Raw genomic sequence first — 25909 nt, forward strand, 5'->3', positions numbered from 1 at the left:
AATAAACTAGCAAGGAGAGTACCATGTATCGGATTTTAAATCCACTCAATCACAATGTTGCTCTGGTGAGAAATGACAAAGGGGAAGAACTGATTGTCATTGGAAAAGGAATCGTTTTTGGGAAAAAGAAGGGTGACCTAGTCCCTAAAGAAAAGGTAGAAAAGCTCTTTCGGATGAAAACAGAGGAATCCCGAGAGAACTTTATGACTCTGTTAAAAGATGTTCCATTAGACTTCATCACAGTGACCTACGAGATGATCGATTACTTGAGCAAAAAGTATCACTACCCCGTTCAAGAATATATCTATGTGACCTTGACCGACCACATGTTTTGCTCTTACCAGGCAGTGACTCAAGGCAGGTATAAGGAAAGTAATCTTTTGGATATCTCAGAAAACTACCCAGTGGCTTTTGAGATTGCTAAAGAGGCAGTTGATATCTATCGGGAGAAGCTCACAACTAGTTTCCCTGAAGATGAGGTCACTCGTATCGCCTATCATTTCATCAACGCAGAAGGTGAAAATGGAGCGGAGGTCGTGGATTCCATGGACCAGCGCAAAGAAATCTTAAAAGGTGTAGAAGAGGTTTTGGATAGTTATTCAATCAAACGAACCGAGACCAACAACAACTTTTATGATCGTTTCATGATTCATCTTAACTACTTCTTGGATTACCTGGATCGCAATCGGGATGATAATCAATCGCTTCTAGATATGGAGGAACATATCAAAATCTCCTATCCCAAAGCCTTTGAGATTGGTTCCAAGATTTATGATGTGATTTCTAGGGAGACCGGGGTTGACTTGTACAAGAGTGAACGGGTCTATCTGGTCTTGCACATTCAACGCTTATTGTAACAACTTTTGAAAATTAAGAAATTCAAATTGGAGGAATTGGTCATGACCAAAGAAGAAATGACACTATTAGGTTTTGAAATCGTTGCGTATGCAGGGGATGCTCGTTCTAAACTCTTGGAGGCCCTCAAGGCGGCTGAGAAGGGTGACTTCGCTCAAGCGGAAAGCTTGGTAGAAGAAGCAGGAAGCTGTATCGCAGAGGCTCACAAGTCTCAAACAACTATGCTAGCGCAAGAAGCAGCAGGAGAAGACCTCCCATACAGCATTACCATGATGCATGGACAGGACCACTTAATGACAACGATCCTATTAAAAGATGTGATTCATCATCTCATTGAACTATACAAAAGAGGAGCTAAATAATGCATAAATTAATTGAATTAATTGAGAAAGGAAAACCTTTCTTCGAGAAGATTTCTCGTAATAAATATTTGCGTGCGATTCGTGATGGATTTATCGCGGGGATGCCTGTGATCTTATTCTCGTCTATCTTTATATTGATTGCTTACGTCCCAAATGCGTGGGGCTTCCATTGGTCAAAAGAAATTGAGAATTTCTTGATGACACCTTATAGCTATTCGATGGGAATTCTGGCTTTCTTCGTAGGTGGAACCACAGCCAAAGCTTTGACAGATTCTGTCAACCGTGATTTACCTGCAACAAACCAGATCAACTTCTTGTCAACCATGTTGGCATCTATGGTTGGTTTCCTTCTAATGGCAGCTGAACCAGCCAAAGAAGGAGGTTTTCTGACTGCCTTCATGGGAACAAAAGGTCTTTTGACAGCCTTTATTGCAGCCTTCGTTACCGTTAATGTTTACAAAGTCTGCGTGAAAAACAATGTTACGATTCGCATGCCAGACGAAGTTCCACCAAATATCTCTCAAGTATTTAAAGACTTGATTCCATTCACTGTATCAGTGGTTCTCCTTTATGGACTTGAACTGATTGTGAAGGGTAGTCTTGGTGTAACAGTAGCTGAATCTATTGGTACTCTTCTTGCGCCTCTATTCTCAGCAGCAGACGGTTATGTTGGTATTACGATTATTTTCGGTGCCTTTGCCTTCTTCTGGTTTATTGGTATTCACGGCCCATCTATCGTTGAGCCTGCGATTGCAGCGATTACTTATGCAAATGCCGAAGTCAACTTGAACCTTCTTCAACAAGGTATGCACGCTGATAAGATCCTTACATCTGGTACACAAATGTTTATCGTCACTATGGGTGGTACTGGTGCAACTCTTGTTGTTCCGTTCATGTTTATGTGGTTATGTAAATCAAAACGAAATCGTGCTATTGGACGTGCTTCAGTAGTTCCTACATTCTTCGGTGTAAACGAACCAATCTTGTTTGGTGCACCGCTTGTTTTGAACCCAATCTTCTTTATCCCATTCATCTTTGCACCAATTGCAAACGTATGGATCTTTAAGTTCTTTATTGAAACACTTGGCATGAACTCATTTACTGCCAACCTTCCATGGACTACACCAGGACCACTTGGTATTGTTCTTGGTACAAACTTCCAGTTCTTATCATTCGCTCTTGCAGCATTGTTAATTGTAGTAGATATTGCTATCTACTATCCATTCCTCAAGGTTTATGATGAACAAATTCTTGAAGAAGAACGTTCAGGTAAAGCTAATGATGAATTAAAAGAAAAAGTAGCTGCAAACTTTAACACTGCAAAAGCAGATGCTATTCTTGCAAAAGCTGGAGTAGAACCAGCACAAAATACAATTACTGAAGAAACAAACGTCCTCGTTCTTTGTGCGGGTGGTGGAACAAGTGGTCTTCTTGCCAATGCTTTGAATAAAGCCGCAGAAGAGTATAAAGTTCCAGTTAAAGCTGCAGCAGGTGGCTATGGAGCCCACCGTGAAATGTTGCCAGAATTTGACCTTGTTATCTTGGCGCCTCAGGTTGCTTCCAACTTCGAAGATATGAAGGCTGAAACAGATAAACTAGGCATCAAATTGGCTAAGACTGAAGGAGCTCAATACATTAAGTTGACTCGTGATGGTAAAGGCGCTCTCGCATTCGTTCAGGCGCAATTTGAAGAATAAGAACTAAAAAGTGAGATGGAGATGGATGGCTCACTAACTCCTCTCCCCTCACTTTTCATTTTATCCAATCAAGAAATAGGTGAAAAAATGACAAAAACACTTCCTAAAGATTTTATTTTTGGTGGCGCAACTGCAGCTTATCAGGCAGAAGGTGCGACTCATACAGACGGTAAAGGACCTGTTGCATGGGACAAATACTTAGCAGACAACTATTGGTATACTGCTGAGCCAGCAAGTGATTTCTACCATAAATATCCAGTAGACTTACAGTTGGCTGAAGAATATGGCGTAAACGGAATTCGTATTTCTATTGCTTGGTCACGTATTTTCCCAACTGGCTATGGTGAAGTAAATCCAAAAGGGGTAGAATTCTATCACAATCTATTTGAGGAATGCCACAAACGCCATGTGGAGCCTTTTGTAACCCTTCACCACTTTGATACTCCTGAAGCTCTTCACTCAAACGGAGACTTCTTGAATCGTGAAAATATCGAACACTTCGTAGATTATGCTGCCTTCTGTTTTGAAGAATTCCCAGAAGTCAACTATTGGACAACCTTTAATGAAATTGGACCAATCGGTGATGGTCAATACTTAGTCGGAAAATTCCCTCCAGGGATTCAGTATGACCTTGCCAAAGTTTTCCAATCACACCACAATATGATGGTTTCGCATGCCCGAGCTGTGAAATTGTATAAAGACAAAGGATATGAAGGTGAAATTGGAGTTGTGCACGCTCTTCCAACTAAGTATCCGTTGGATCCAGAAAATCCAGCAGACGTTCGGGCGGCTGAATTGGAAGATATCATCCATAACAAGTTTATTCTAGATGCAACCTACCTTGGACACTATTCCGATAAAACCATGGAAGGTGTAAACCACATTCTTTCAGTTAATGGTGGTAGCTTGGATCTTCGTGAGGAAGACTTTGCAGCGCTTGAAGCAGCTAAAGATTTAAACGACTTCCTTGGAATTAACTACTACATGAGTGACTGGATGGAAGCCTTTGATGGTGAAACTGAAATCATCCACAATGGTAAAGGGGAGAAAGGAAGCTCTAAATACCAAATCAAAGGTGTTGGTCGTCGTGTAGCTCCTGACTATGTACCTCGCACTGACTGGGACTGGATCATTTATCCTCAAGGGCTATATGATCAGATTATGCGTGTGAAGGCGGATTATCCAAACTATAAGAAAATCTACATCACTGAAAACGGACTGGGCTACAAAGATGAGTTTGTGGACAATACGGTTTATGACGATGGACGGATTGATTATGTGAAACAACACTTGGAAGTTCTGTCCGATGCGATTGCGGATGGGGCAAACGTCAAAGGCTACTTCATTTGGTCACTCATGGACGTCTTCTCTTGGTCAAATGGTTACGAAAAACGCTATGGTCTCTTTTATGTGGACTTTGAAACCCAAGAGCGCTATCCGAAGAAGTCAGCTCACTGGTACAAGAAAGTAGCAGAAAGCCAAGTGATTGAATAAAGAAATAAACATGTAAGAAGGCTTATCCGTAAGGGTAGGTCTTTTTTGGTTCTCTTATTTGGAAAAGTGTTTATTGTAAACAAAACAATTCACTCATTTCTAGTAATAATTTTTTGTTTGAAGGGCCAATATAGTTTTTACATAATATAATTAAATTGTTGAGTTAATATTAGGAGATTATGATTCATATTGATCAAAATAGTTTGCCTTTTTACAATTCGTAGCCTGCCCCTAAGGGCAGGTTTTTTGGTGTCTTAAGGAAACTATTTAACAGAATTTTTGATTAAAAGTTTCATTTTAAGAGAGAAATCTCTAATTTCATAATCAATAAGCAAACGCTTGCATTCCTTTTTTTATTAGATTATAATAGGTTGGTATAAAGCCTTCTGTAATAATATTGAGAAAGTGTAGAAAGTAAGGATTTAGAATATTTGTAGTCAAAAATACAATGTTGCTTCTTACGATAGGGAGATAGATATGGCAATGATAGAAGTGCAACATCTTCAGAAAAATTTTGTGAAGACAGTTAAGGAGCCGGGGTTAAAGGGAGCCTTGCGCTCCTTTATTCATCCTGAAAAGCAGACCTTTGAAGCGGTCAAGGATTTAACTTTTGAAGTTCCAAAAGGGCAGATTTTAGGATTTATCGGGGCAAATGGTGCTGGGAAGTCGACAACCATCAAAATGCTGACAGGAATTTTAAAGCCGACATCTGGTTTTTGTCGGATTAACGGCAAGATTCCACAGGACAATCGCCAAGATTATGTCAAGGATATTGGAGTCGTTTTCGGACAACGCACCCAGCTATGGTGGGATTTGGCACTGCAAGAGACCTACACGGTCTTGAAGGAGATTTACGATGTGCCAGACTCGCTTTTCCATAAACGCATGGACTTTTTGAATGAAGTCTTGGATTTGAAGGAATTTATCAAGGATCCTGTGCGGACTCTTTCATTGGGTCAACGGATGCGGGCGGATATTGCAGCTTCCTTGCTTCACAATCCCAAAGTTCTCTTTTTAGATGAGCCGACTATTGGTTTGGACGTTTCGGTCAAGGACAACATTCGTCGAGCCATAACTCAGATCAATCAAGAGGAAGAAACTACTATTCTCTTGACCACTCACGACCTGAGTGATATTGAGCAACTCTGTGATCGGATTTTTATGATTGACAAGGGGCAGGAGATTTTTGATGGGACGGTGAGCCAGCTCAAGGAGACCTTTGGCAAGATGAAGACTCTCTCCTTCGATCTGACGCCAGGTCAAAGTCATCTCGTCTCTCATTATGAAGGCTTACCTGATATATCCATTGATAGACAAGGAAATAACCTGACTATTGAATTTGATAGTTCCCGCTACCAATCAGCTGATATTATCAAGCAAACCTTATCTGATTTTGAGGTCCGTGATTTGAAGATGGTAGATACGGATATTGAAGATATTATCCGTCGCTTCTATCGAAAGGAGCTCTAAGATGGTCAAATTGTGGAGACGTTATAAACCCTTTATCAATGCAGGGATTCAGGAGTTGATTAGCTATCGAGTCAACTTTATTCTTTATCGGATTGGCGATGTCATGGGGGCTTTTGTGGCCTTTTATCTCTGGAAGGCTGTCTTTGATTCCTCCCAGGAGCCTTTGATTCAGGGCTTCAGTATGGCGGATATCACCCTCTACATCATCATGAGTTTTGTGACTAATCTTCTGACTAGGTCGGATTCTTCCTTTATGATTGGTGATGAGGTCAAGGATGGTTCCATTATCATGCGCTTGTTGCGACCAGTGCATTTTGCGGCTTCTTACCTCTTTACGGAGCTTGGTTCCAAGTGGTTGATTTTTATCTCTGTTGGACTGCCATTTTTAAGTGTCATTGTTTTGATGAAAATCTTATCTGGGCAAGGGATTGTAGAAGTGCTGGGATTAACCATCCTTTATCTCTTTAGCTTAACCCTAGCCTACCTAATCAACTTTTTCTTTAATATCTGCTTTGGATTTTCAGCCTTTGTGTTTAAAAATCTATGGGGTTCTAATCTACTTAAGACTTCCATAGTGGCCTTTATGTCAGGGAGTCTGATTCCCTTGGCTTTCTTTCCCAAGGTTGTTTCAGATATTCTGTCCTTCTTGCCATTTTCATCCTTGATTTATACTCCGGTTATGATCATTGTTGGGAAATACGATGCCAGTCAGATTCTTCAAGCACTTTTGCTTCAGCTTTTCTGGCTTATAGTGATGGTGGGCTTGTCTCAGTTGATTTGGAAACGAGTCCAGTCATTTATCACCATTCAGGGAGGTTAGTATGAAAAAATATCAACGCATGCATCTGATTTTTATCAGACAGTACATCAAGCAAATCATGGAATACAAGGTAGATTTTGTGGTTGGTGTGTTGGGAGTCTTTCTGACTCAAGGCCTGAACCTCTTGTTTCTCAATGTCATCTTTCAACACATTCCCTCTCTAGAAGGTTGGACTTTTCAAGAAATTGCCTTTATCTATGGATTTTCCTTAATTCCAAAGGGATTAGATCATCTCTTTTTTGACAATCTCTGGGCTTTAGGTCAACGACTAGTTCGAAAAGGAGAGTTTGACAAGTATCTGACTCGTCCTATCAATCCTCTCTTTCACATCCTCGTTGAGACCTTTCAGATTGATGCCTTGGGTGAACTTTTGGTCGGTGGAATTTTACTAGCGACAACGGCGACTAGCATTGCTTGGACTCTTCCAAAATTCCTGATTTTTCTAGTTTGTATTCCTTTTGCGACCTTGATTTATACTTCCTTGAAAATTGCAACAGCCAGTATCGCTTTTTGGACCAAGCAGTCAGGTGCCATGATTTACATTTTCTATATGTTTAATGATTTTGCCAAGTACCCGATTTCCATTTACAATTCGCTCCTTCGTTGGTTAATTAGCTTTATTGTACCTTTCGCCTTTACGGCCTACTATCCTGCCAGCTATTTCTTGCAGGGCAAGGATGTCTTCTTTAATATCGGTGGTTTGATTCTGATTTCTCTTATCTTCTTTTGCATCTCTCTGAAACTTTGGGACAGGGGGGTAGATGCATACGAAAGTGCTGGTTCGTAAGAGCTAAAGTAAGACTAAAACCAAGAAAAGATTTTGTAATGTTTGTTATTGAAGAAGTCAAGAGTGAAGATCAAAAAATGGCAGTTGTCGCTGAGATTTTAAGGGATTTGCCAGAATGGTTTGGAATACCAGAAAGCACGCAAGCCTACATCGAAGGAGCCAAGGACTTGAAGGTGTGGACCGCCTTTTAGGAGAGTAATTTGCTTGGCTTTGTAAGCTTGTCCTATTCTAGTGAAGATTGTGCAGAAATTGATTGTCTCGGTGTAAAAAAAGCTCATCAAGGTAGAGGAATTGGGAGTCAATTGCTTGCTACTTTAGAGAGTGAAGCCGGCAAAAATGTTGATTTTTGCAGGTGAAAACAGTGGCAGAAGGCTCTAATAAAGATTATGACCGAACCAATGTCTTTTATCGCAGTCTTGGCTTTAAAAAACTAGAGATTTTTCCGCAACTGTGGGGGCCTCAAAATCCTTGTCAGATTTTGATTAAAAAGATGAATTAAGAATCCCTTGACATCCTTCCTTATAGTGCTATACTATAAGGGTAATCGCCGATTTAGCTCAGTTGGTAGAGCAACGCACTCGTAACGCGTAGGTCACAGGTTCGATCCCTGCATTCGGCATCGAATGATACAAGACAAATCCCACTTGTGATGGGCTTTTTTTGATGTTGAATCACTTTTTGTACCAAAATTTGTACCAAATGATTATAAAAGTTTTCAAACTCATCCTTAATTGTCTCAATCGTCATGGACTGGAATGGTTTCATGAAGTAGAGGATCTATATAAAAAAACATTTATACCGTCTAGCTCATGGATGTTCATGTAACCAGATAGTCCGATAATTTGACCGCTTATCCAAATTTCCTTGTCACCCTTGCTTTTGTTTGTTATAGTAGGATTATCAAAAGAAGCCAGTCTTCTGATAACATTACAAAAAGAGGTAGTATCATGAAAAAATTAATTGGTTTTGGATTTATCCTTGCAGCTATTGCCGTCATCACCTTTAGTATCATTGGTTATCCGAAAATAGATGCCAATCTTTGGCCCTTGGTTCCAGTTGTCTTGTTTGCTTTCTTTACGCTTGAAAATGCACTTAAGAAAGACTATAAATCCAGCTTGATTTGTGCCATCATTGGTTTTATCATTGCCAATGCCATCTATGACCTTCTTCCGATTTCAAATGGGGTCGTGATTACTGCGGGTGTCTTGGCTTGTCTTGGTCTCGGTTTTCTCTTTCCAGACGCACCAAAAGAAAAATAATGCTTCCAATTTTATTCGCTTCAGGGGCTTGGTTTGAAGAGATTTCTTCAGACCAAGTCCTTTTTATCTGTCTGAAAGAACCACTTAGGGGCTGAAAAGAACCACTTACCGAAAAGGTCTTGTAAGATTTTGAACACCTGTTATAATGTTACTAACAAAGGTTAAGAAAGGAGTCCTATGAAAGTTCGTATCGAATTAGATCCGCAGATGGATGAGCCAGAAATGATCATTCGGGCTCCTCGATTGACGGAGGATGTCGCCCGCTTGCAACAGCTGATCTTGGAGCAAAAAATGACGCCCTTGACCTTTTACAAGGATCGAAGCGAATACTTTGTAGATGTGTCAGAAATTCTCTTCTTTGAGACAGATGGTGAAAAGATCTATGGGCATACCAAAGAAGAAGCTTACGAGGTCCGCCAAAAACTCTACGAGTTGGAAGAGATCTTGCCGATTGCTTTCTGTCGCATCTCCAAGTCGACCATCGTCAATACCAAGCAGATTTATGCTATCGAAAAATCTTTTTCGGGAACCAGTACAGTAAACTTTTATCAAACCCATAAGCAGGTACACGTGTCCCGACACTATTATCAACTCTTAAAAGAACGGTTAAAGGAAATGAGGTAACAAAATGAAAAATAAATTAATTGGGATTTTCTTAATCCTCCTAGCAGCTCTAGTGCTCTTACAAGGCTATTTTGTAAAATGGGAGATCAGTATTTGGACGCTGGGTTGGGTTGTCTTGCTCGCAGTCCTTTCCCTCTCTAGTTTCTTGAAGCGCCACTTTGGTTGGGGCTTCCTATATGGGATTTTGGCCCTCTTCTCCCTTAACGGCCAATACCATTTTCTTCCAGTATCCAATTCGGTGGTCATCTTTTCTTCTATTTTAGCGGTGATTGGTCTCAATATTCTCTTTAAGCCTTCCAAAAAAGTAAAAGCTACTTGGAACTCCTACTCAGCAGGAACATCTTCTCAAACTGCTGGCAATGACATTGATGTCTCCTTCTCTACAGTGACCAAGTATTTGAATGACCAGAATTTTACGGGTGGGAGTGCGGATGTGAGCTTGGGAGAAGCTTCTATCTATTTTGACAATTGCCGGATCGAAGGGCCGTCAGCCCAGTTTGCGGTGGATGTCTCCCTTGGAAGTTTGAGTCTCTATGTTCCGAGCGACTGGCGGGTTCATGTCAATGTAGAAAGTTCTCTGTCAGCTATCCAACACCAGGAAAATCCTAGCAATTTAACCAGCAAAGACTTTTACATCGTCGGAGAGGTCTCACTGGGGAATCTAGAAATCATCTATGTAGGTGAGAATAACTTTTCATAAGCCGATCTAAGAAAAACTTATTCAAAGGTCTTGCCAAGAGAAAGTTTTTTTGGTAATATAGTACGGTATGTGGTGCTAGCACATCCGTAATATTAGATCTAATAGGAGGCAAAACAGAATGGCTAAAGTATGTTATTTTACTGGTCGTAAGACTGTATCAGGAAACAACCGTTCACACGCGATGAACCAAACCAAACGTGCCGTAAAACCAAACCTTCAAAAAGTAACTGTCCTTATCGATGGTAAACCTAAAAAAGTTTGGGCTTCAGCTCGTGCATTGAAATCTGGTAAAGTAGAACGCGTTTAATCAGAAAGTAGGATCTCTTGGAGGTCCTTTTCTTTTTTCATCATTTTTTCTCTTTTTGGACATTTGTATCAACCGATAGGAGAAAGGTGTATCCCTTTTACACGCGCCCTCTTTTATGGTAAAATAGAATATAAAATACTTTTGAGGTAGAAATTATGACAGTAAAAATCAATACAAAAGATGGTCAGATTGAATTGACCGATGATGTCATCGCAACTGTTGTAGGCGGTGCAGCCACTGAAATTTTTGGAGTGGTTGGAATGGCCAGCAAAAACGCGATTAAAGATAATTTCCAAGCTCTCTTAGGTAAGGAAAACTACTCTAAGGGTGTCGTTGTGAAAACAGCGGAAGCAGGAAGTATTGCGGTTGATGTTTACACTGTTTTGAGCTATGGTACAAAGATTAGCGAAGTCTCAAAAAATATTCAAGAGCGTGTCAAATTCAGTTTAGAAAATCAACTTGGAATCACAACGGATACAGTCAACGTCTATATCCAAAACATTAAAATTGTGGGAGAATAATCGTGTCTAAAATTACAACTAGTTTATTTCAAGAAATGGTTCAAGCAGGGGCTACTCGCTTAAATAAACAAGCCGAGTATGTCAATTCATTGAACGTTTTTCCTGTACCAGATGGTGATACTGGAACCAACATGGGGATGACCATTGAAAATGGTGCAAAAGAAGTAGCCGATCGCTCTGCTTCAACTGTTGGTGAAGCAGCAAATATCTTTGCGAAGGGGCTTTTGATGGGAGCGCGTGGAAACTCAGGAGTGATTACTTCTCAGTTGTTCCGCGGATTTTCTCAAAGCGTCAAAGACAAGGATGAATTGGATGGGGCAGCTCTTGCGGCAGCCTTCCAAGCAGGGGTTGAAGTAGCCTATAAAGCGGTTATGAAGCCTGTAGAAGGAACCATCTTGACCGTTTCTCGCGGTGCTGCTATCGGTGCTAAGAAAAAAGCAGAATCAACCAATGATGCGGTTGAAGTCATGCGTGCAGCCCTTGAAGGAGCTAAAGCAGCTCTTGCCAAGACACCAGATATGCTTCCTGTATTGAAGGAAGTCGGTGTGGTGGACTCTGGTGGTCAAGGTTTGGTCTTCATCTATGAAGGGTTCTTATCAGCTTTAACAGGAGAATTCATCGCTTCTGAAGAATTTGTGGCGACTCCAGCAACCATGTCAGAAATGATCAACGCAGAGCACCACAAGTCCGTAGCAGGTCATGTGGCAACCGAAGATATCACCTTTGGTTACTGTACAGAGATCATGGTCGCTTTGAAACAAGGTCCAACCTATGTCAAAGACTTTGACTACGATGAATTCCGTAACTATTTGAACAATCTTGGGGATTCTCTATTAGTCGTCAACGATGATGAAATCGTCAAGGTCCACGTCCATACTGAAGATCCAGGTCTTGTTATGCAAGAAGGATTGAAATATGGTAGCTTGGTCAAAGTAAAAGTGGACAACATGCGCAACCAGCACGAAGCACAAGTTGAAAAAGAAGAGCGCCAAGCAAAACCAGCTGAAGCAAAAGAATATGCGATCATTGCAGTCGTTGCGGGTGACAGTTTAGCGGATATCTTCAAAGCGCAAGGAGTGGATTACATCATCTCTGGTGGTCAAACCATGAACCCTTCAACAGAAGACTTTGTCAAAGCTGTTGAAGAGTTGAATGCGCGCAACATCATTATCTTGCCAAACAACAAGAACATCTTGATGGCGGCTCAATCTGCAGCAGAAGTCATTGAGCAACCAGCAGCAGTCGTAGAGACGAAGACCATCCCTCAAGGATTGACCAGTCTTCTTGCCTTTGATGAGAGCAAGTCGATTGAAGAAAACTACGAACGCATGAGCGCTTCATTGGAAGATGTTGTTTCAGGTAGTGTGACGACAGCTGTTCGTGATACCACTATTGATGGTCTTGAAATCCATGAAAACGACAATCTTGGAATGGTTGATGGTAAGATCGTCGTTTCCAATCCAGATATGATGGAAACCTTGACAGCTACCTTTGACAAGATGTTGGACGAAGATAGTGAAATTGTCACTATTTATATCGGTGAAGATGGTAAAGAGGAAGTAGCCAATGACTTGGCTCAAAACTTGATGGCTAAATATGAGGATGTTGAAGTCGAAATTCATCAAGGAAATCAACCAGTTTACCCATATTTGTTTAGCGTTGAATAATCAAAAAATTTCAAAAATAGTAGGAAAAAGAGCCAAAAAATGATTTTTTGGCCCTTTTTTGATAAAAAAAGCTTTATGAAAGCGATTAGATAGGTGTTTTTAGACAATTTTTATTTGATATGTTATACTTTAGAAAAATAGAAATAGGAGAAAAAAGCAAATGAAAAAGGTAATCTGCTTTTTAGGAGCTTTGCTTTTGGTGATGACAGGATGTGCTACTAAGTCTCAGTCCACAGAAACATCAAAAAGCTCAACCACTACTTCGATAGAAAAAAGTGAAACTGTTACCAGTGAGGCAAAAGAAGAAACCAAGGTTCTCACTGCAGAAATCAATGGCAATCAACATCGCTACACCATCACGACAAAAGGTGATAAGGTTCAGAAATTAAAGTTAGATGTTTTATCGGCCCTACCAGAAAAAATTGCCACTAACTCAGCTAATCTTAGTCCTGAAGAGATGACAAAAATTATCAATGAAGGTTTGCAGTCAGATTCAGAATACAAGGCTCTGAAAGACACAGCTGGCTTCAGTATCGAATATAAGGTCACTCCAGAGAAAAAATTAGCCTCAACAGTCTCTGTTGATATGGAAACCATTGATTGGGACAAGGTTAAAGATCTATCTTACTTTAAAGATCTTGGTATCGGTGACCTGAAAGACATCAAGGCATCGACCGTTTTCACAGGATTAAAACTCCATGGTTTCAAAGAAGAAACCCCAGCACCATAGGTTTGGACTCTTGTCCGGCCTTTTTTTATTTTCCATGACATTTGTCATGTCAGCCAGTGACAAAATCATCTAGTGGGCAGTTATTCCTTTCGCTATAATATAGTCAGAAAGTAAGAGGTAAGGAAAAATGAAACAATGGATCTATAAAGTATTTACGTTAACAGTGGTTGGGATGGTCGTCTATTTGATTTTTTCAAAGGATGATAGTCTCTATTACCATTTCCCTTGGGAATTATTTGCTGGAATTGGCATCATGAGTTGGGCAGTCCAAGAAGGTCTAAAAATGGTCAAGGCTGTTAAAAAGGAGATGGAGCAATGAAAAAGAAAATTGAAATTGGATTGGTAGCTGTTTTGTGTTTGCTCCTTTGGGCAACTGAGATGATGACGGGCTGGTTTTCTGCCCATTTTCCTAGCTGGTTTTTCCAAACGATTTGGGGAGTGACCTTGGTCGTCTATGTCATCATTCCAGCTGGCCAGATTTGGTTGAAAGGAGAGTCCCATGAGTGTCATTAGAGTTGAGAACTTGAACAAAAGCATCAAAGGAAAGGGGATCCTAGAAGATCTTTCTTTCACAGTCGAGAGAGGGGATTGTCTGGCTTTGATTGGGCCAAACGGAGCTGGGAAAACAACCTTGATGGATTGCCTCCTAGGAGATAGGAAGGCGACTTCTGGAACTATTGAAGTAGAGGGAAAAGCTCCTGGCCATCCTCAACTAAAGGCTAGTGTCTCGTATCTCCCTCAAGAGAATGCCATCGTACAAAAGCTAACCGTGCAGGAACTGATCAGTTTCTTTCGCTCGATTTATCCCAACCCTTTAACGGTCAATGACATCGATGATTTATTGCGTTTTACTCCAGAACAAAAGAAGCAATTAGCCAGTAAGCTGTCTGGTGGGCAAAAGCGTCTTTTATCCTTTGTGTTGACTTTGATTGGTCGTCCCAGTTTGCTTTTCTTGGATGAGCCAACGGCTGCCATGGATACGTCCACTCGCCAACGCTTTTGGGAGATTGTCGGGCATTTAAAGGACCAAGGTGTGACTATTGTCTATTCTTCCCATTACATCGAGGAAGTAGAGCATACAGCTGATCGGATCATAGTCTTACACCAGGGCCATTTGCTTCGGGATACGACACCTCTCGCTATGAGAAGCGAAGAGGTAGAAAAACATTTCACCCTGCCACTACGCTACCAAGGTCTAGTGGCCGAGATGGAAGGGATTGGTCAAGTGACGGTCAAACCCGATGCCCTTCAGGTTGTGACAAGCGATGCCAATCGTTTGTGGAGGCGATTGCAGGAAGAAGGGTGTTCGATCCAAGAGATCGAGGTGACCAATCGAAGTTTATTGGATTCTATTTTTGAAAATACAAAGGAAGTAGGTAGAGAAGATGAAACGCATGAAAGCTCTCGGCGTGGTTGAGTGGCATTTGACTAGACGCCAAGCCATTTATTACTTGTTATCAATTGGGATGCCCACGGCCTTTTATCTCTTCTTTTCAGGGATGTACCAGGACACACCAGGGGCACCCGCTCACTTTATGAGGGATTATCTCCTTTCTATGACGGCATTTTCTATGATGTCTACGGCTATCTTTTCTTTTCCAACAGTTCTTGAAACCGATCGACTCAACAATTGGCAAAAAGTCTTGCGCCATACCCCGGTATCTATGGTAGAATATTATCTAATAAAGGTTGCGGGTCTCTTTGTAGACTTTCTCCTATCCATTGGGGTCGTCTTTACCGTGGGTCATGTGGTGCGGCATGTGAACATGTCTCTACAGGATTGGGTCTTAGCGGCCTTCCTTCTCATCCTAGGAAGTCTAGCTTTTGTAGCTATCGGTCTGGTCTTGACCTTGCTTCCTTCCAGTCAATTGATGTCGGTTGCGGGCAATCTCCTCTATATGGGACTGGCTGTCATGGGTGGCCTATGGATGCCTATTAGTGTCTTTCCAGAATGGATGCAAGCTATTGGCAAATGCCTTCCAACCTATCAATTGATGGAACTGATCAAGAACTTTTTAAATAAGGGGCAGGTCAATGGCTTTGCTAGTCTCTATTTAATCTTGTTTACCTTGGTCTTGTTTACCCTTGTCATCGTCTATCGTCGTCATTCTGAGGTTCGTTCATGATTGAAAAACTCAAGCGTATTCATTATATGTTTTACGCTAGCCTAGTCTTTATGGGATTCCCATTTATCTCTATTTTATTGGGTGAGGTTCCCTACTGGCACTTCTTTTTAGCCCTCTTGTTTATTGCTTCCTATCTAGGAATCTTGATTACTGAAAACAAGAAGCTGATCTGGATTTGTTGGCTGTACCTCCTAGCCTATGTAGCAGGAAATACTCTTTTTATTAACGCCAACTATTTTTGGTTTTATTTCTTCATCAGTAACCTGTTAGTCTATCACTTTGAGATTAGCGATTTTCGCTCTCTTTATCTTTGGACAGTTTTTCTATCGCAATTCCTACTTTTTGGAGTTATCTTTTTCAAACAGAATGCGATGGAGTATGAATGGGTATTTTTAATCATCATTTTCTTCTTTACCCATGCCATGACTTACGGCATGGTTCGGATTCGGATGATGGAAGAGTTGAAAGCTGACCATGCCAAGCAAAATGCCCAGATCAATCTTTTGCTGGCAGAAAACGAGCGCCATCGGATTGGACGTGATCTACATGACAGTCTTGGCCACACCTTTGCTATGCTCAGTGTCAAGGCAGACCTGGTTGATCAATTCTTAGCATTGGGTCAGGTTGAGAAGGCGCAGGAGCAGGTGCAAGAGATTCAAGCCATTAGTCAAGAGTCCATGCACCAAGTCCGAGAGATTGTGGAGAACTTGAAGCAGCGAACCCTGGCAAGAGAGCTGGAAACCGTCAAGCAAATGCTAGAAGTGGCGCAAGTCAAAGTGGAGATCCAAAACAATCTCGATACAGCTAGCATCTCGCCGGTTCTAGAGTCTGCTCTGGCCATGGTGTCTCTGGAACTAGCTACCAATATGATCAAACATGCCAAAGCGACGCAAGCCCTTCTCACTTATCGCTCCACCGAAACAGGGGTAGAAATGGTCGCAGAAGACAATGGTATCGGCTTTGATAAGGTCTCGGATAAGGACCTGCACTCAATCCGCGAACGGATTGCCTTGTTGGGAGGAGAGCTGGATATCAGTCATCAATACAAGCCGACCCGCATAGAAATACGGATCCCCTATCAAGAAAGGAAATAAGATGCGCTTATTAGTTGCAGAAGACCAAAGTATGTTGCGCGATGCCCTCTGCCAGCTCCTGCTTTTGCAAGAGGATGTAGAAGAAGTCTTGCAGGCTGGAGATGGGCAAGAAGCCATTCGCTTACTCGAAACCCATCCAGTTGATATTGCTATTTTAGATATTGAGATGCCTATCAAAACAGGACTAGAAGTGTTGGAATGGGCCAAAAGTCAACAACCCCAGCTCAAGGTTGTCATCGTTACCACCTTTAAGAGACCGGGTTATTTTGAGCGGGCCCTCAAGGCCGGAGTCGATGCCTATGTTCTAAAAGAGCGACGCATCACGGACTTGATGGGGACCCTTCATACAGTTTTGGCAGGTCAAAAAGAATATTCTCCTGAATTAATGGAGGGAATCTTGACCCATCCCAATCCTCTAAGTTCTCAGGAGCAAGCAGTCCTAAAAGAAGTCGCCAAAGGAGCTTCCAACCAAGAAATTGCTGATCGTTTATTTCTCTCTAACGGGACCATCCGAAATTATATGTCAGGCATTCTAACTAAATTGGATGCAGAAAATCGGACGGAAGCAGCAAAGATAGCCCAAGAAAAGGGATGGCTATAAGCAAGCAAAGTTTCTAGGATTCCTAGAGACTTTTTTGATTGGATTGTTCTTTTTTAGGACAACTCTCATTAATCGGATTTGGATAGAAAATTCAGAAAATTTGTGATTTTTACTTGAATTATTTTCCAAAAATGGTATGATAGTAGCATGCTCATTTGATAATCAAAGAAACAGAAAGGAGAGACATGGAGAAAATTACCTTAGAAACTGCAAAGACAGGTTCAGAGCTTGTGCTAGAAACGCTTCGAGATCTTGGGATTGATACCATTTTTGGGTACCCGGGTGGAGCCGTTTTGCCCCTTTACGATGCTATTTATAGTTTTAAAGGGATCAAACACATTCTTGGCCGACATGAACAAGGGTGTTTGCATGAAGCGGAAGGCTACGCCAAATCAACTGGAAAGTTGGGTGTCGCAGTCGTCACTAGTGGACCTGGGGCAACCAATGCCATTACAGGTATTGCTGACGCCATGAGTGATAGTGTCCCTCTTCTTGTATTTACTGGACAGGTCAACCGTTCCGGTATCGGGAAGGATGCCTTCCAAGAGGCAGATATTGTTGGGATTACCATGCCGATCACCAAGTACAATTACCAAGTACGAGAGACAGCAGATATTCCACGGATTATTACTGAAGCGGTCCATATTGCGACAACTGGTCGTCCAGGCCCTGTCGTCATTGACCTTCCAAAAGATGTCTCTGCCTTAGAAACAGATTATGTATTCAACCCAGCAATCAACATTCCAAGTTACCAACCGACCATTGAGCCAAATGAATTGCAGATTAAGAAAATCTTGAAGCAATTGGGCAAGGCTAAGAAACCAGTCCTTTTGGCTGGGGGTGGCGTTAGCTATGCGGAAGCGGCAGAAGAATTGGTAGCCTTAGCAGAACGCTATCAGATCCCTGTAGTGACTAGCCTTTTAGGTCAGGGAACGATTGCGACAAACCATCCTCTCTTCCTTGGAATGGGTGGGATGCACGGATCCTTTGCGGCCAACATTGCCATGACCGAAGCGGATTTCATGATCAGTATTGGCTGTCGTTTCGATGACCGTCTGACAGGAAATCCAAAGACCTTTGCGAAGAATGCCAAAGTCGCTCATATTGATATTGACCCAGCAGAGATTGGTAAAATCATTGCAGTAGATATTCCAGTAGTTGGTGATGCGAAGAAAGCTCTACAACAGTTGTTAGCAGAGCCAGTGGTTCATACCAATACGGAGAAATGGGTTGAGAAAGTTACCCAAGATAAAAATCGGGTTCGTTCTTACGATAAGAAAGAACGCGTGGTCCAACCCCAAGCAGTTATTGAACGCGTGGGTGAGTTGACCAAGGGGGATGCCATCGTCGTGACAGACGTTGGCCAACACCAAATGTGGGCAGCTCAGTACTACCCATATCAAAACGAACGGCAATTAGTGACTTCTGGTGGTCTAGGGACCATGGGATTCGGTGTACCAGCTGCAATTGGTGCTAAGATTGCCAATCCAGACAAAGAAGTCGTGCTCTTTGTCGGAGATGGTGGCTTCCAGATGACCAACCAAGAATTGGCAATCTTGAATGTTTACAAGATTCCGATCAAGGTCATCATGCTCAATAACCATTCACTTGGGATGGTTCGGCAGTGGCAAGAAGCCTTCTATGATGGACGAACATCAGAGTCCGTCTTTGAAACCTTGCCAGACTTCCAATTGATGGCGCAAGCCTATGGGATTAAGAATTACAAATTTGATAATCCCGAAACCCTTGAGAAGGATTTGGAAGTCATTACCGAAGATGTACCAATGTTCATCGAGATTGACATTTCTCGGAAAGAACACGTTTTACCAATGGTACCAGCTGGTAAGAGCAATCATGAGATGTTGGGGGTGAAGTTTAATGCGTAGAATGTTAACAGCCAAACTTCAAAACCGGTCTGGGGTTCTCAATCGCTTTACCGGTGTCTTGTCTAGACGACAAGTCAACATTGAGAGCATCTCAGTAGGAGCAACAGAAAATCCGAATGTATCACGGATTACCATCATCATCGATGTTGCCTCTCATGATGAAGTCGAACAAATCATCAAGCAACTCAATCGCCAGGTCGATGTGATTCGCGTCCGAGACATTACAGATAAACCTCACCTAGAGCGTGAAGTGATTCTGATCAAGGTCTCTGCACCAGCAGAGAAACGGGCAGAATTGCTGGCTATTATCCAGCCCTTCCGCGCGACTGTGGTAGACGTGGCTCCAAGCTCCATCACCGTGCAGATGACAGGAAATGCAGAGAAGAACGAAGCTCTCTTGCGTGTCATTCGTCCTTATGGGATTAAGAATGTTGCACGGACGGGTGCAACTGGCTTTACCCGCGATTAAAGCCCACCATTCAAAATAGTTACTACCGCCTAAGAGGCAATAAATAATAGAAAAGAGAGAAAAAAACTATGGCAGTTCAAATGGAATACGAAAAAGATGTAAAAGTAGCAGCACTTGACGGTAAAAAAATCGCCGTGATCGGTTATGGCTCACAAGGTCATGCCCACGCTCAAAACTTGCGTGACTCAGGTCATGATGTGATCATCGGTGTACGTCCAGGTAAATCTTTTGACAAAGCAAAAGAAGATGGCTTTGATACTTACACAGTAGCAGAAGCAACTAAATTGGCTGACGTTATCATGATCTTGGCTCCAGACGAAATCCAACAAGAATTGTACGAAGCAGAAATTGCTCCAAACTTGGAAGCTGGTAATGCTGTTGGATTTGCACATGGTTTCAACATCCACTTCGAATTCATCAAAGTTCCTGCAGATGTAGATGTCTTCATGTGTGCGCCTAAAGGACCTGGTCACTTGGTACGTCGTACGTATGAAGAAGGATTTGGTGTTCCTGCACTTTACGCTGTCTACCAAGATGCTACAGGAAATGCTAAAGATATCGCCATGGACTGGTGTAAAGGTGTTGGTTCAGCACGCGTTGGTCTTTTGGAAACAACTTATAAAGAAGAAACTGAAGAAGATTTGTTTGGTGAACAAGCCGTTCTCTGTGGTGGTTTGACTGCCCTTATCGAAGCAGGTTTTGAAGTCTTGACGGAAGCTGGATACGCTCCAGAATTGGCTTACTTTGAAGTACTTCACGAAATGAAACTTATCGTTGACTTGATCTACGAAGGTGGATTCAAGAAAATGCGTCAATCAATCTCTAACACTGCTGAATACGGTGACTACGTGTCAGGTCCACGTGTCATCACTGAGCAAGTGAAAGAAAACATGAAAGCCGTTCTTGCGGATATCCAAAATGGTAAATTCGCCAACGACTTTGTGAACGACTACAAAGCTGGTCGTCCAAAATTGACTGCTTACCGTGAACAAGCGGCTAACCTTGAAATCGAAAAAGTTGGTGCTGAATTGCGTAAAGCAATGCCATTCGTTGGAAAAAATGACGACGACGCCTTTAAAATCTATAACTAATGAGGTGATGGTGAAGTTGGGAGAAATCCCAACTTCTTTTTCATCAATAGCAGAGAAGGATTGGAAGGTATTTTCAACCATTTAGCAGAATCTGTATGAAGAGACGTGCCATATCGAACATTTTGGGTGATTTTTCTGAAAATTTGGAAAACACGCTGAAATTTTTGCAGTCTTTTGATATAATTAGATGAAATAAGGAGAAGAAGAGGAAGACCATGATAACATCGAAAGATATCATAAAAGCCCACAAGGTCTTAAAGGGTGTGGTTGTTGAGACTCCCTTAGATTATGATCATTATTTATCCGAAAAATATGGAGCAAAAATCTATTTAAAGAAGGAAAATGCGCAACGGGTTCGTTCCTTTAAGATTCGTGGAGCCTACTACGCGATTTCTCAGTTGAATGAGAAAGAGAGAGAGCGAGGAGTAGTCTGTGCCTCAGCAGGGAACCACGCTCAAGGAGTTGCCTACACCTGCCGGGAGATGAAAATCCCAGCGACCATCTTTATGCCGATTACAACACCTCAGCAAAAAATTAGCCAGGTTCGTTTCTTCGGTGGAGAATATGTGACCATTAAATTAGTAGGAGATACTTTTGATGCTTCTTCTAAGGCGGCGCAGGAATATACTGAACTTAAAAACTGTACCTTCATTGATCCATTTGATGATGCCAATGTCCAAGCGGGTCAAGGAACTGTAGCCTACGAAATTCTAGAGGAAGCTAAGAAAGAATCCATTGCCTTCGATGCGGTGTTAGTACCAGTTGGTGGGGGAGGCCTCATCGCCGGAGTATCCACCTATATCAAGGAACAAGCGCCGGAAATCGAGGTTATTGGAATTGAAGCAGATGGGGCTCGATCGATGAAGGCAGCCTTTGAAGCTGGAGGCCCGGTAAAACTCAAACAGATTGATAAGTTTGCGGATGGGATTGCTGTTCAAAAGGTAGGCCAGTTGACTTATGAGGCAACGAAAAAAAATGTTGAGACCTTGATTGGCGTCAACGAGGGCTTGATCTCTGAGACCTTGATTGATCTTTATTCTAAGCAAGGCTTGGTTGCAGAACCAGCTGGAGCTGCCAGTGTAGCAGCCTTAGAAGTGTTGAGAGAGTATATCAAAGGGAAGACCATTTGCTGTGTGATTTCTGGGGGGAACAATGATATTAACCGGATGCCAGAGATGGAAGAGCGAGCTTTGATCTATGATGGTATCAAACACTACTTTATCGTCAACTTCCCGCAACGTCCAGGAGCTCTTCGAGAATTTGTAAATGATATCTTAGGACCAAATGACGATATCACGCGGTTTGAGTACATCAAACGAGCAAGTAAGGGGACTGGCCCAGTCTTGATTGGGGTTGCTTTGGCAGATAAGCATGACTATGCAGGTCTGATCAATCGGATTGAACAATTTGACCCTTCTTTCATTAACCTAAATGGAAATGAAACCCTCTATAACATGTTGGTATGATGGTTTCTTTAACAAAGAGTCACTTAAAAAAGTAATAAAATAAAAAGGAGAATCAGGAAATGATTTGGATTTTTCTATTGGCTATTCTAGTAGTTGGAGCTACTGTATTCATTAGCTCACTCTATGTGGTGAAACAACAATCTGTTGCGATTATTGAGCGTTTTGGGCGCTACCAAAAAATCAGCAACAGTGGGATTCATGTGCGTGCACCATTTGGAATCGATAAAATTGCTGCGCGTGTGCAATTGCGTCTCTTGCAAAGCGAGATTGTAGTCGAAACGAAGACACAAGATAACGTATTCGTTACCATGAATGTCGCGACACAATACCGCGTAAATGAAAACAATGTAACGGATGCTTACTACAAATTGATGCGTCCAGAAGCTCAGATCAAATCTTACATCGAAGATGCTTTGCGCTCATCTGTTCCAAAGTTGACCTTGGATGAATTGTTTGAGAAAAAGGATGAAATCGCCCTTGAGGTTCAAAAACAAGTAGCTGAAGAAATGTCAACCTACGGGTATATCATTGTAAAAACCTTGATTACCAAGGTTGAACCAGATGCTGAAGTGAAGCAGTCAATGAATGAAATCAATGCTGCTCAACGGAAACGTGTGGCTGCCCAAGAATTGGCTGAAGCGGACAAGATTAAGATTGTTACCGCAGCCGAAGCAGAAGCTGAAAAAGATCGCCTTCACGGGGTCGGGATTGCAGAGCAACGGAAGGCTATTGTAGATGGTTTGGCAGATTCTATCAAGGAATTGAAAGACACCAATGTGAATTTGACAGAAGAACAGATTATGTCGATTCTTTTGACCAACCAATATTTGGATACTTTGAATAACTTTGCAGAAAAACAAGGTACCAATACCCTCTTCTTACCAGCAAATCCGGATGGCGTAGAGAATATTCGCACCCAAATCCTCTCAGCTTTAAAAGCTAAATAACAAAATATCTGACTTTTTTAAAATTGTTCGTATTTTCAGCTATTATGGTTGACAAAATATGCAAAAAATTTTATATTAGTATTGGAAATAATAATATAGGAGAAGAATCATGGCTAAATCGAACTTCGAAAAAGTGGAATCAGTTGTTGGTTGGGTACGTGATAAAAAGATCACTGGCTATCGTATCAGTAAAGAAACGAACGCCCGTGAAATGTCTATCATTGCACTTGCGCAAGGTCGTGCAAAAGTGAAAAACATTTCGTTTGAAACTGCGCTTGGCTTGATCGATTTTTATGATAAGAATCATCAAAAATTCGAAAATTAAACTTAGATATAAAAAAGAAGGGAAAAAGCTTCCCTTCTTTTTATATAGTATAAATCAGGATATCGTAGGAAAGTATCACTAGCTTACTTCATATCTATCAAAGGATTTCAACAAGTTTATGTGTGGAATCGTGCTTTCAATTGATGGTATTTAAAAACTCCCTCATCGGAAGGATTTCCAGTGAGGGAGTTTGTTTTAGTTTAAGAAACGTTGTAAGAATTCTTTGGTCCGTTCTTCTTTTGGATTGGTAAAGATTTCTTTCGGATCACCTTGTTCAGCGATGACCCCCTTGTCCATAAAGATAACACGACTTGACACATCTCGTGCAAATTCCATTTCATGGGTGACCACGATCATGGTTAAGCCTTCTTTGGCTAAGTCTTGCATAATTTTAAGAACTTCTCCGACCATTTCAGGGTCCAGAGCAGAGGTTGGCTCATCGAACAAAATGGCATCAGGATCCATAGAGAGGGCCCGAGCGATAGCGACCCGTTGTTTTTGTCCTCCTGAAAGTTGTTTTGGACGAGCAGCCCAATAAGGTTCTCCCATACCAACTTTCTCTAAATTCGCTTTAGCAATTTTCTCTGCCGTTTCTCTGTCCCGTTTTAGGACAGTTGTCTGAGCGACAATGGTGTTCTCTAAGACATTCAGGTTTTCAAAGAGATTGAAGCTTTGGAACACCATGCCCAATTTTTCCCGATAGTGGGTGAGATCGTAATCAGGATCGAGAACGTTTTGCCCCCGGTAGAGGATTTCTCCATCAGTCGGAGTTTCTAAGAGATTGATGGAGCGAAGGAAGGTAGATTTCCCACTACCAGAGCTCCCAATGATGGAGATCACTTCGCCCTTCTCAACAGAAAGAGAGATGTCCTTCAAAACTTCGTTTTGACCGTAGGATTTTTTTAAGTGTTTGATTTCAAGTATTTTTTCTGCCATTATTTCACCTCTTTGACTTGCATTTGATTGGCACCAGTTGTATAGGTATCAGAATCTAAGCGACGTTCGATGTAACGAAGGATACGGGTGATGGTGAAAGTCAGGATAAAGTAAATAACCGCAATAATGGTAAAGGTTGGGAAGTATTGGTAGTTTTGAGTTGCGACCGTATTTCCTGTAAAGTAGAGTTCAACCACAGAGATCACATTCAAGACAGATGTATCCTTGATGTTAATGACAAATTCATTCCCTGTCGCTGGCAAGATATTCCGAACGACCTGAGGGAGAACGACCTTACGCATGGTTTGTCCATGGGTCATCCCGAGAGCAGTAGCTGCTTCAAACTGACCTGCATCAACCGCTAAGATCCCACCACGAACAATCTCACTCATATAAGCACCTGTGTTGATAGAAACAATAAAGATAGCGGCCCAGGTACGATCCAAGGAAATGTTAAAGGCTTGGGCTGAACCGTAGAAAATAACCATGGATTGAACGATCATCGGAGTTCCGCGGAAGATTTCAATGTAGACATTGAGGAACCAGCCGAAGAATTTTTGCAAGGCAGCTAGAGCCTTGTTTTTAGAGGTAGGAGCAGTCCGGAAGACACCGATTAACAAACCGATAATCAAACCAGCAATGGTCCCTGTCATGGAGATGAGGAGGGTCATACCAGTTCCACGTAAGAACTGTGGGCCATTATCTTTCAAAATCTTCATCATTTGGCTGAAGAAAGTCTGCTCATCATCGCTAGCATCGCTGGAAGCTGGTTGCTTCTTGATCATATCATCCATGAGTTTGACTTGGTCTTCAGATGAAATTTTCGCTAGTGCCGCATTGACTTGGTCAAGTCTAGCGTCACCCTTCTTCATCCCGATAGCGATGGTCGCATCTTCTTCCCCAACTTCAAATCCTTTTTTGAATTGGATCATCTTAAATTTTGAATTAGCGGACTCAGCTGTCAAGGCTTCTGGACGCTCAGAAACATAGGCATCGATAACACCAGATTCTAAAGCTTGGCGCATTTGAGCAAAGTCTCCCATTGCAGTTTCTTGTTTTGCACCCTTGAGTTGGGAGATGAGCGAGTAGAGGTAGACCCCTTGTTGAGAGGTGACCTTGGCATCCTTAAAGTCATCTAGACTAGTGGCATTCGCATAGTTTCCATCTTTGCGGACCAGCATGACTGGCTCACTAGTATAGTAGCTATTAGAAAAGGCAACCTCTTTTTTGCGCTCAGCAGTAGGACTCATCCCGGCGATAATCATATCGATTTTCCCAGAAGTGAGGGCTGGAATTAGTCCGTTCCAAGATGTTTTTACGATCAGAGGTTTTTTACCTAGTCCCTCAGCAACTTTTTTGGCGATTTGAACATCGTACCCGTTGGCATATTGGTTGGTGCCATCAATCTTCACGGCTCCATTTGAATCATCTTCTTGAGTCCAGTTGAAAGGAGCATACGCAGCCTCCATTCCAATCCGGAGATACTCATCTGCTTGGACAATATGGCTCATTCCCAGACACAAAAGTAGTCCGGTAAAGAGAGCATAAATTGTTTTTTTCATGTAGTCTCCTCTTCCTTTATAAATAGTATCATCTTATTGTACAGGAAATTGGTCTACTTTTCAAACCTGATAACCTTTTCATGAAAAAATGCTATAATAAACCAAAGGAGTAT

28 protein-coding genes, 1 tRNA gene and 1 pseudogene are annotated in these 25909 nt (G+C 41.9%); 28 read left to right on the top strand and 2 right to left on the bottom strand.

Translation table 11 applies throughout. From position 1 onward, the window contains the following. Window positions 1-23: 23 nt before the first annotated feature. The 28 genes and pseudogenes from EAI95_RS08535 to EAI95_RS08675 all read left to right on the top strand — a co-directional run bounded on the left by EAI95_RS08535 (window position 24) and on the right by EAI95_RS08675 (window position 23298). A complete protein-coding gene (locus EAI95_RS08535; protein WP_129822720.1) occupies window positions 24-857 on the top strand; it encodes a transcription antiterminator in 834 nt (277 codons plus the stop codon). A 42-nt stretch (window positions 858-899) separates the two neighbouring features. Then, entirely contained in the window at window positions 900-1217 is a 318-nt protein-coding gene (locus EAI95_RS08540; protein WP_048691571.1) for a PTS lactose/cellobiose transporter subunit IIA, read from the top strand. Next, a complete protein-coding gene (locus EAI95_RS08545; protein WP_129822721.1) occupies window positions 1217-2914 on the top strand; it encodes a lactose-specific PTS transporter subunit EIIC in 1698 nt (565 codons plus the stop codon). The genes EAI95_RS08540 and EAI95_RS08545 overlap by 1 nt, the downstream gene beginning before the upstream one ends. 87 nt (window positions 2915-3001) lie before the next feature. Next, the gene (lacG, locus tag EAI95_RS08550; RefSeq protein ID WP_342770031.1) at window positions 3002-4408 is read left to right on the top strand and encodes a 6-phospho-beta-galactosidase; all 1407 of its coding nucleotides are present in this window, start codon (window positions 3002-3004) and stop codon (window positions 4406-4408) included. A 477-nt stretch (window positions 4409-4885) separates the two neighbouring features. Further along, complete coding sequence (locus tag EAI95_RS08560; RefSeq protein WP_129822724.1) at window positions 4886-5878, top strand: ATP-binding cassette domain-containing protein; 993 nt, start codon at window positions 4886-4888, stop codon at window positions 5876-5878. A 1-nt stretch (window position 5879) separates the two neighbouring features. Further along, the gene (locus tag EAI95_RS08565; RefSeq protein WP_129822725.1) at window positions 5880-6698 is read left to right on the top strand and encodes an ABC-2 family transporter protein; all 819 of its coding nucleotides are present in this window, start codon (window positions 5880-5882) and stop codon (window positions 6696-6698) included. 1 nt (window position 6699) lies between these two features. Then, on the top strand, window positions 6700-7485 hold the full coding sequence (locus tag EAI95_RS08570) for an ABC transporter permease (RefSeq protein ID WP_129822726.1): 786 nt from the start codon (window positions 6700-6702) through the stop codon (window positions 7483-7485). Between the two features lie 38 nt (window positions 7486-7523). Continuing rightward, a pseudogene (locus EAI95_RS10070) lies at window positions 7524-7984 on the top strand (N-acetyltransferase). A gap of 47 nt (window positions 7985-8031) precedes the next feature. Beyond that, a tRNA-Thr gene (locus EAI95_RS08580) sits at window positions 8032-8104 on the top strand. Between the two features lie 328 nt (window positions 8105-8432). After that, on the top strand, window positions 8433-8744 hold the full coding sequence (locus EAI95_RS08585; protein WP_129822727.1) for a hypothetical protein: 312 nt from the start codon (window positions 8433-8435) through the stop codon (window positions 8742-8744). Window positions 8745-8921: 177 nt separating this feature from the next. After that, a complete protein-coding gene (locus tag EAI95_RS08590) occupies window positions 8922-9368 on the top strand; it encodes a LytTR family DNA-binding domain-containing protein (protein WP_129822728.1) in 447 nt (148 codons plus the stop codon). Window positions 9369-9372: 4 nt separating this feature from the next. Continuing rightward, the gene (locus tag EAI95_RS08595; RefSeq protein WP_129822729.1) at window positions 9373-10068 is read left to right on the top strand and encodes a hypothetical protein; all 696 of its coding nucleotides are present in this window, start codon (window positions 9373-9375) and stop codon (window positions 10066-10068) included. 118 nt (window positions 10069-10186) lie between these two features. Continuing rightward, a complete protein-coding gene (rpmB, locus tag EAI95_RS08600; protein WP_001140948.1) occupies window positions 10187-10375 on the top strand; it encodes a 50S ribosomal protein L28 in 189 nt (62 codons plus the stop codon). Window positions 10376-10530: 155 nt separating this feature from the next. Beyond that, a complete protein-coding gene (locus EAI95_RS08605; RefSeq protein WP_006594986.1) occupies window positions 10531-10896 on the top strand; it encodes an Asp23/Gls24 family envelope stress response protein in 366 nt (121 codons plus the stop codon). 2 nt (window positions 10897-10898) lie between these two features. Next, window positions 10899-12563 carry a DAK2 domain-containing protein gene (locus EAI95_RS08610; protein WP_129822730.1) on the top strand — a complete coding sequence of 555 codons (1665 nt, stop codon included), beginning with the start codon at window positions 10899-10901 and terminating at the stop codon, window positions 12561-12563. 160 nt (window positions 12564-12723) lie between these two features. Then, the gene (locus EAI95_RS08615; protein ID WP_048691478.1) at window positions 12724-13293 is read left to right on the top strand and encodes an SP0191 family lipoprotein; all 570 of its coding nucleotides are present in this window, start codon (window positions 12724-12726) and stop codon (window positions 13291-13293) included. 127 nt (window positions 13294-13420) lie between these two features. Continuing rightward, window positions 13421-13612, top strand: a complete 192-nt coding sequence (locus tag EAI95_RS08620) for a hypothetical protein (protein ID WP_031576469.1) — start codon at window positions 13421-13423, stop codon at window positions 13610-13612. Continuing rightward, on the top strand, window positions 13609-13806 hold the full coding sequence (locus EAI95_RS08625) for a hypothetical protein (RefSeq protein ID WP_129822731.1): 198 nt from the start codon (window positions 13609-13611) through the stop codon (window positions 13804-13806). Before EAI95_RS08620 ends, EAI95_RS08625 begins: the two co-directional genes overlap by 4 nt. Further along, complete coding sequence (locus EAI95_RS08630; RefSeq protein WP_129822732.1) at window positions 13793-14710, top strand: ABC transporter ATP-binding protein; 918 nt, start codon at window positions 13793-13795, stop codon at window positions 14708-14710. The genes EAI95_RS08625 and EAI95_RS08630 overlap by 14 nt, the downstream gene beginning before the upstream one ends. Further along, window positions 14679-15419, top strand: a complete 741-nt coding sequence (locus tag EAI95_RS08635; RefSeq protein WP_129822733.1) for an ABC transporter permease — start codon at window positions 14679-14681, stop codon at window positions 15417-15419. Before EAI95_RS08630 ends, EAI95_RS08635 begins: the two co-directional genes overlap by 32 nt. Further along, a complete protein-coding gene (locus tag EAI95_RS08640; protein ID WP_129822734.1) occupies window positions 15416-16513 on the top strand; it encodes a sensor histidine kinase in 1098 nt (365 codons plus the stop codon). Before EAI95_RS08635 ends, EAI95_RS08640 begins: the two co-directional genes overlap by 4 nt. Before the next feature lies 1 nt (window position 16514). Then, window positions 16515-17114, top strand: coding sequence for a response regulator transcription factor (locus EAI95_RS08645; RefSeq protein ID WP_129822735.1), 600 nt, complete (start codon window positions 16515-16517; stop codon window positions 17112-17114). 185 nt (window positions 17115-17299) lie between these two features. Next, window positions 17300-19000: an acetolactate synthase large subunit gene (locus tag EAI95_RS08650; RefSeq protein ID WP_129822736.1), complete on the top strand. Its 1701-nt coding sequence runs from the start codon at window positions 17300-17302 to the stop codon at window positions 18998-19000. Continuing rightward, window positions 18993-19469 carry an acetolactate synthase small subunit gene (gene ilvN / locus EAI95_RS08655; RefSeq protein WP_006594976.1) on the top strand — a complete coding sequence of 159 codons (477 nt, stop codon included), beginning with the start codon at window positions 18993-18995 and terminating at the stop codon, window positions 19467-19469. The genes EAI95_RS08650 and ilvN overlap by 8 nt, the downstream gene beginning before the upstream one ends. Window positions 19470-19537: 68 nt before the next feature. Further along, a complete protein-coding gene (ilvC, locus tag EAI95_RS08660) occupies window positions 19538-20560 on the top strand; it encodes a ketol-acid reductoisomerase (RefSeq protein ID WP_023027688.1) in 1023 nt (340 codons plus the stop codon). Between the two features lie 215 nt (window positions 20561-20775). Next, window positions 20776-22026, top strand: a complete 1251-nt coding sequence (ilvA, locus tag EAI95_RS08665) for a threonine ammonia-lyase IlvA (protein ID WP_048691460.1) — start codon at window positions 20776-20778, stop codon at window positions 22024-22026. A gap of 59 nt (window positions 22027-22085) precedes the next feature. After that, window positions 22086-22973, top strand: a complete 888-nt coding sequence (locus tag EAI95_RS08670) for an SPFH domain-containing protein (RefSeq protein WP_023022202.1) — start codon at window positions 22086-22088, stop codon at window positions 22971-22973. A gap of 109 nt (window positions 22974-23082) precedes the next feature. Then, complete coding sequence (locus tag EAI95_RS08675) at window positions 23083-23298, top strand: hypothetical protein (RefSeq protein ID WP_006594972.1); 216 nt, start codon at window positions 23083-23085, stop codon at window positions 23296-23298. A 195-nt stretch (window positions 23299-23493) separates the two neighbouring features. Here EAI95_RS08675 and EAI95_RS08680 read toward each other — a convergent pair whose 3' ends face one another. Then, window positions 23494-24234, bottom strand: a complete 741-nt coding sequence (locus tag EAI95_RS08680; protein WP_009732258.1) for an amino acid ABC transporter ATP-binding protein — start codon at window positions 24232-24234, stop codon at window positions 23494-23496. Further along, window positions 24234-25796, bottom strand: coding sequence for an ABC transporter substrate-binding protein/permease (locus EAI95_RS08685; protein WP_129822737.1), 1563 nt, complete (start codon window positions 25794-25796; stop codon window positions 24234-24236). Before EAI95_RS08685 ends, EAI95_RS08680 begins: the two co-directional genes overlap by 1 nt. Window positions 25797-25909: the final 113 nt, after the last annotated feature.

This window comes from Streptococcus sp. bf_0095 (assembly GCF_004166885.1).
Classification (GTDB): domain Bacteria; phylum Bacillota; class Bacilli; order Lactobacillales; family Streptococcaceae; genus Streptococcus.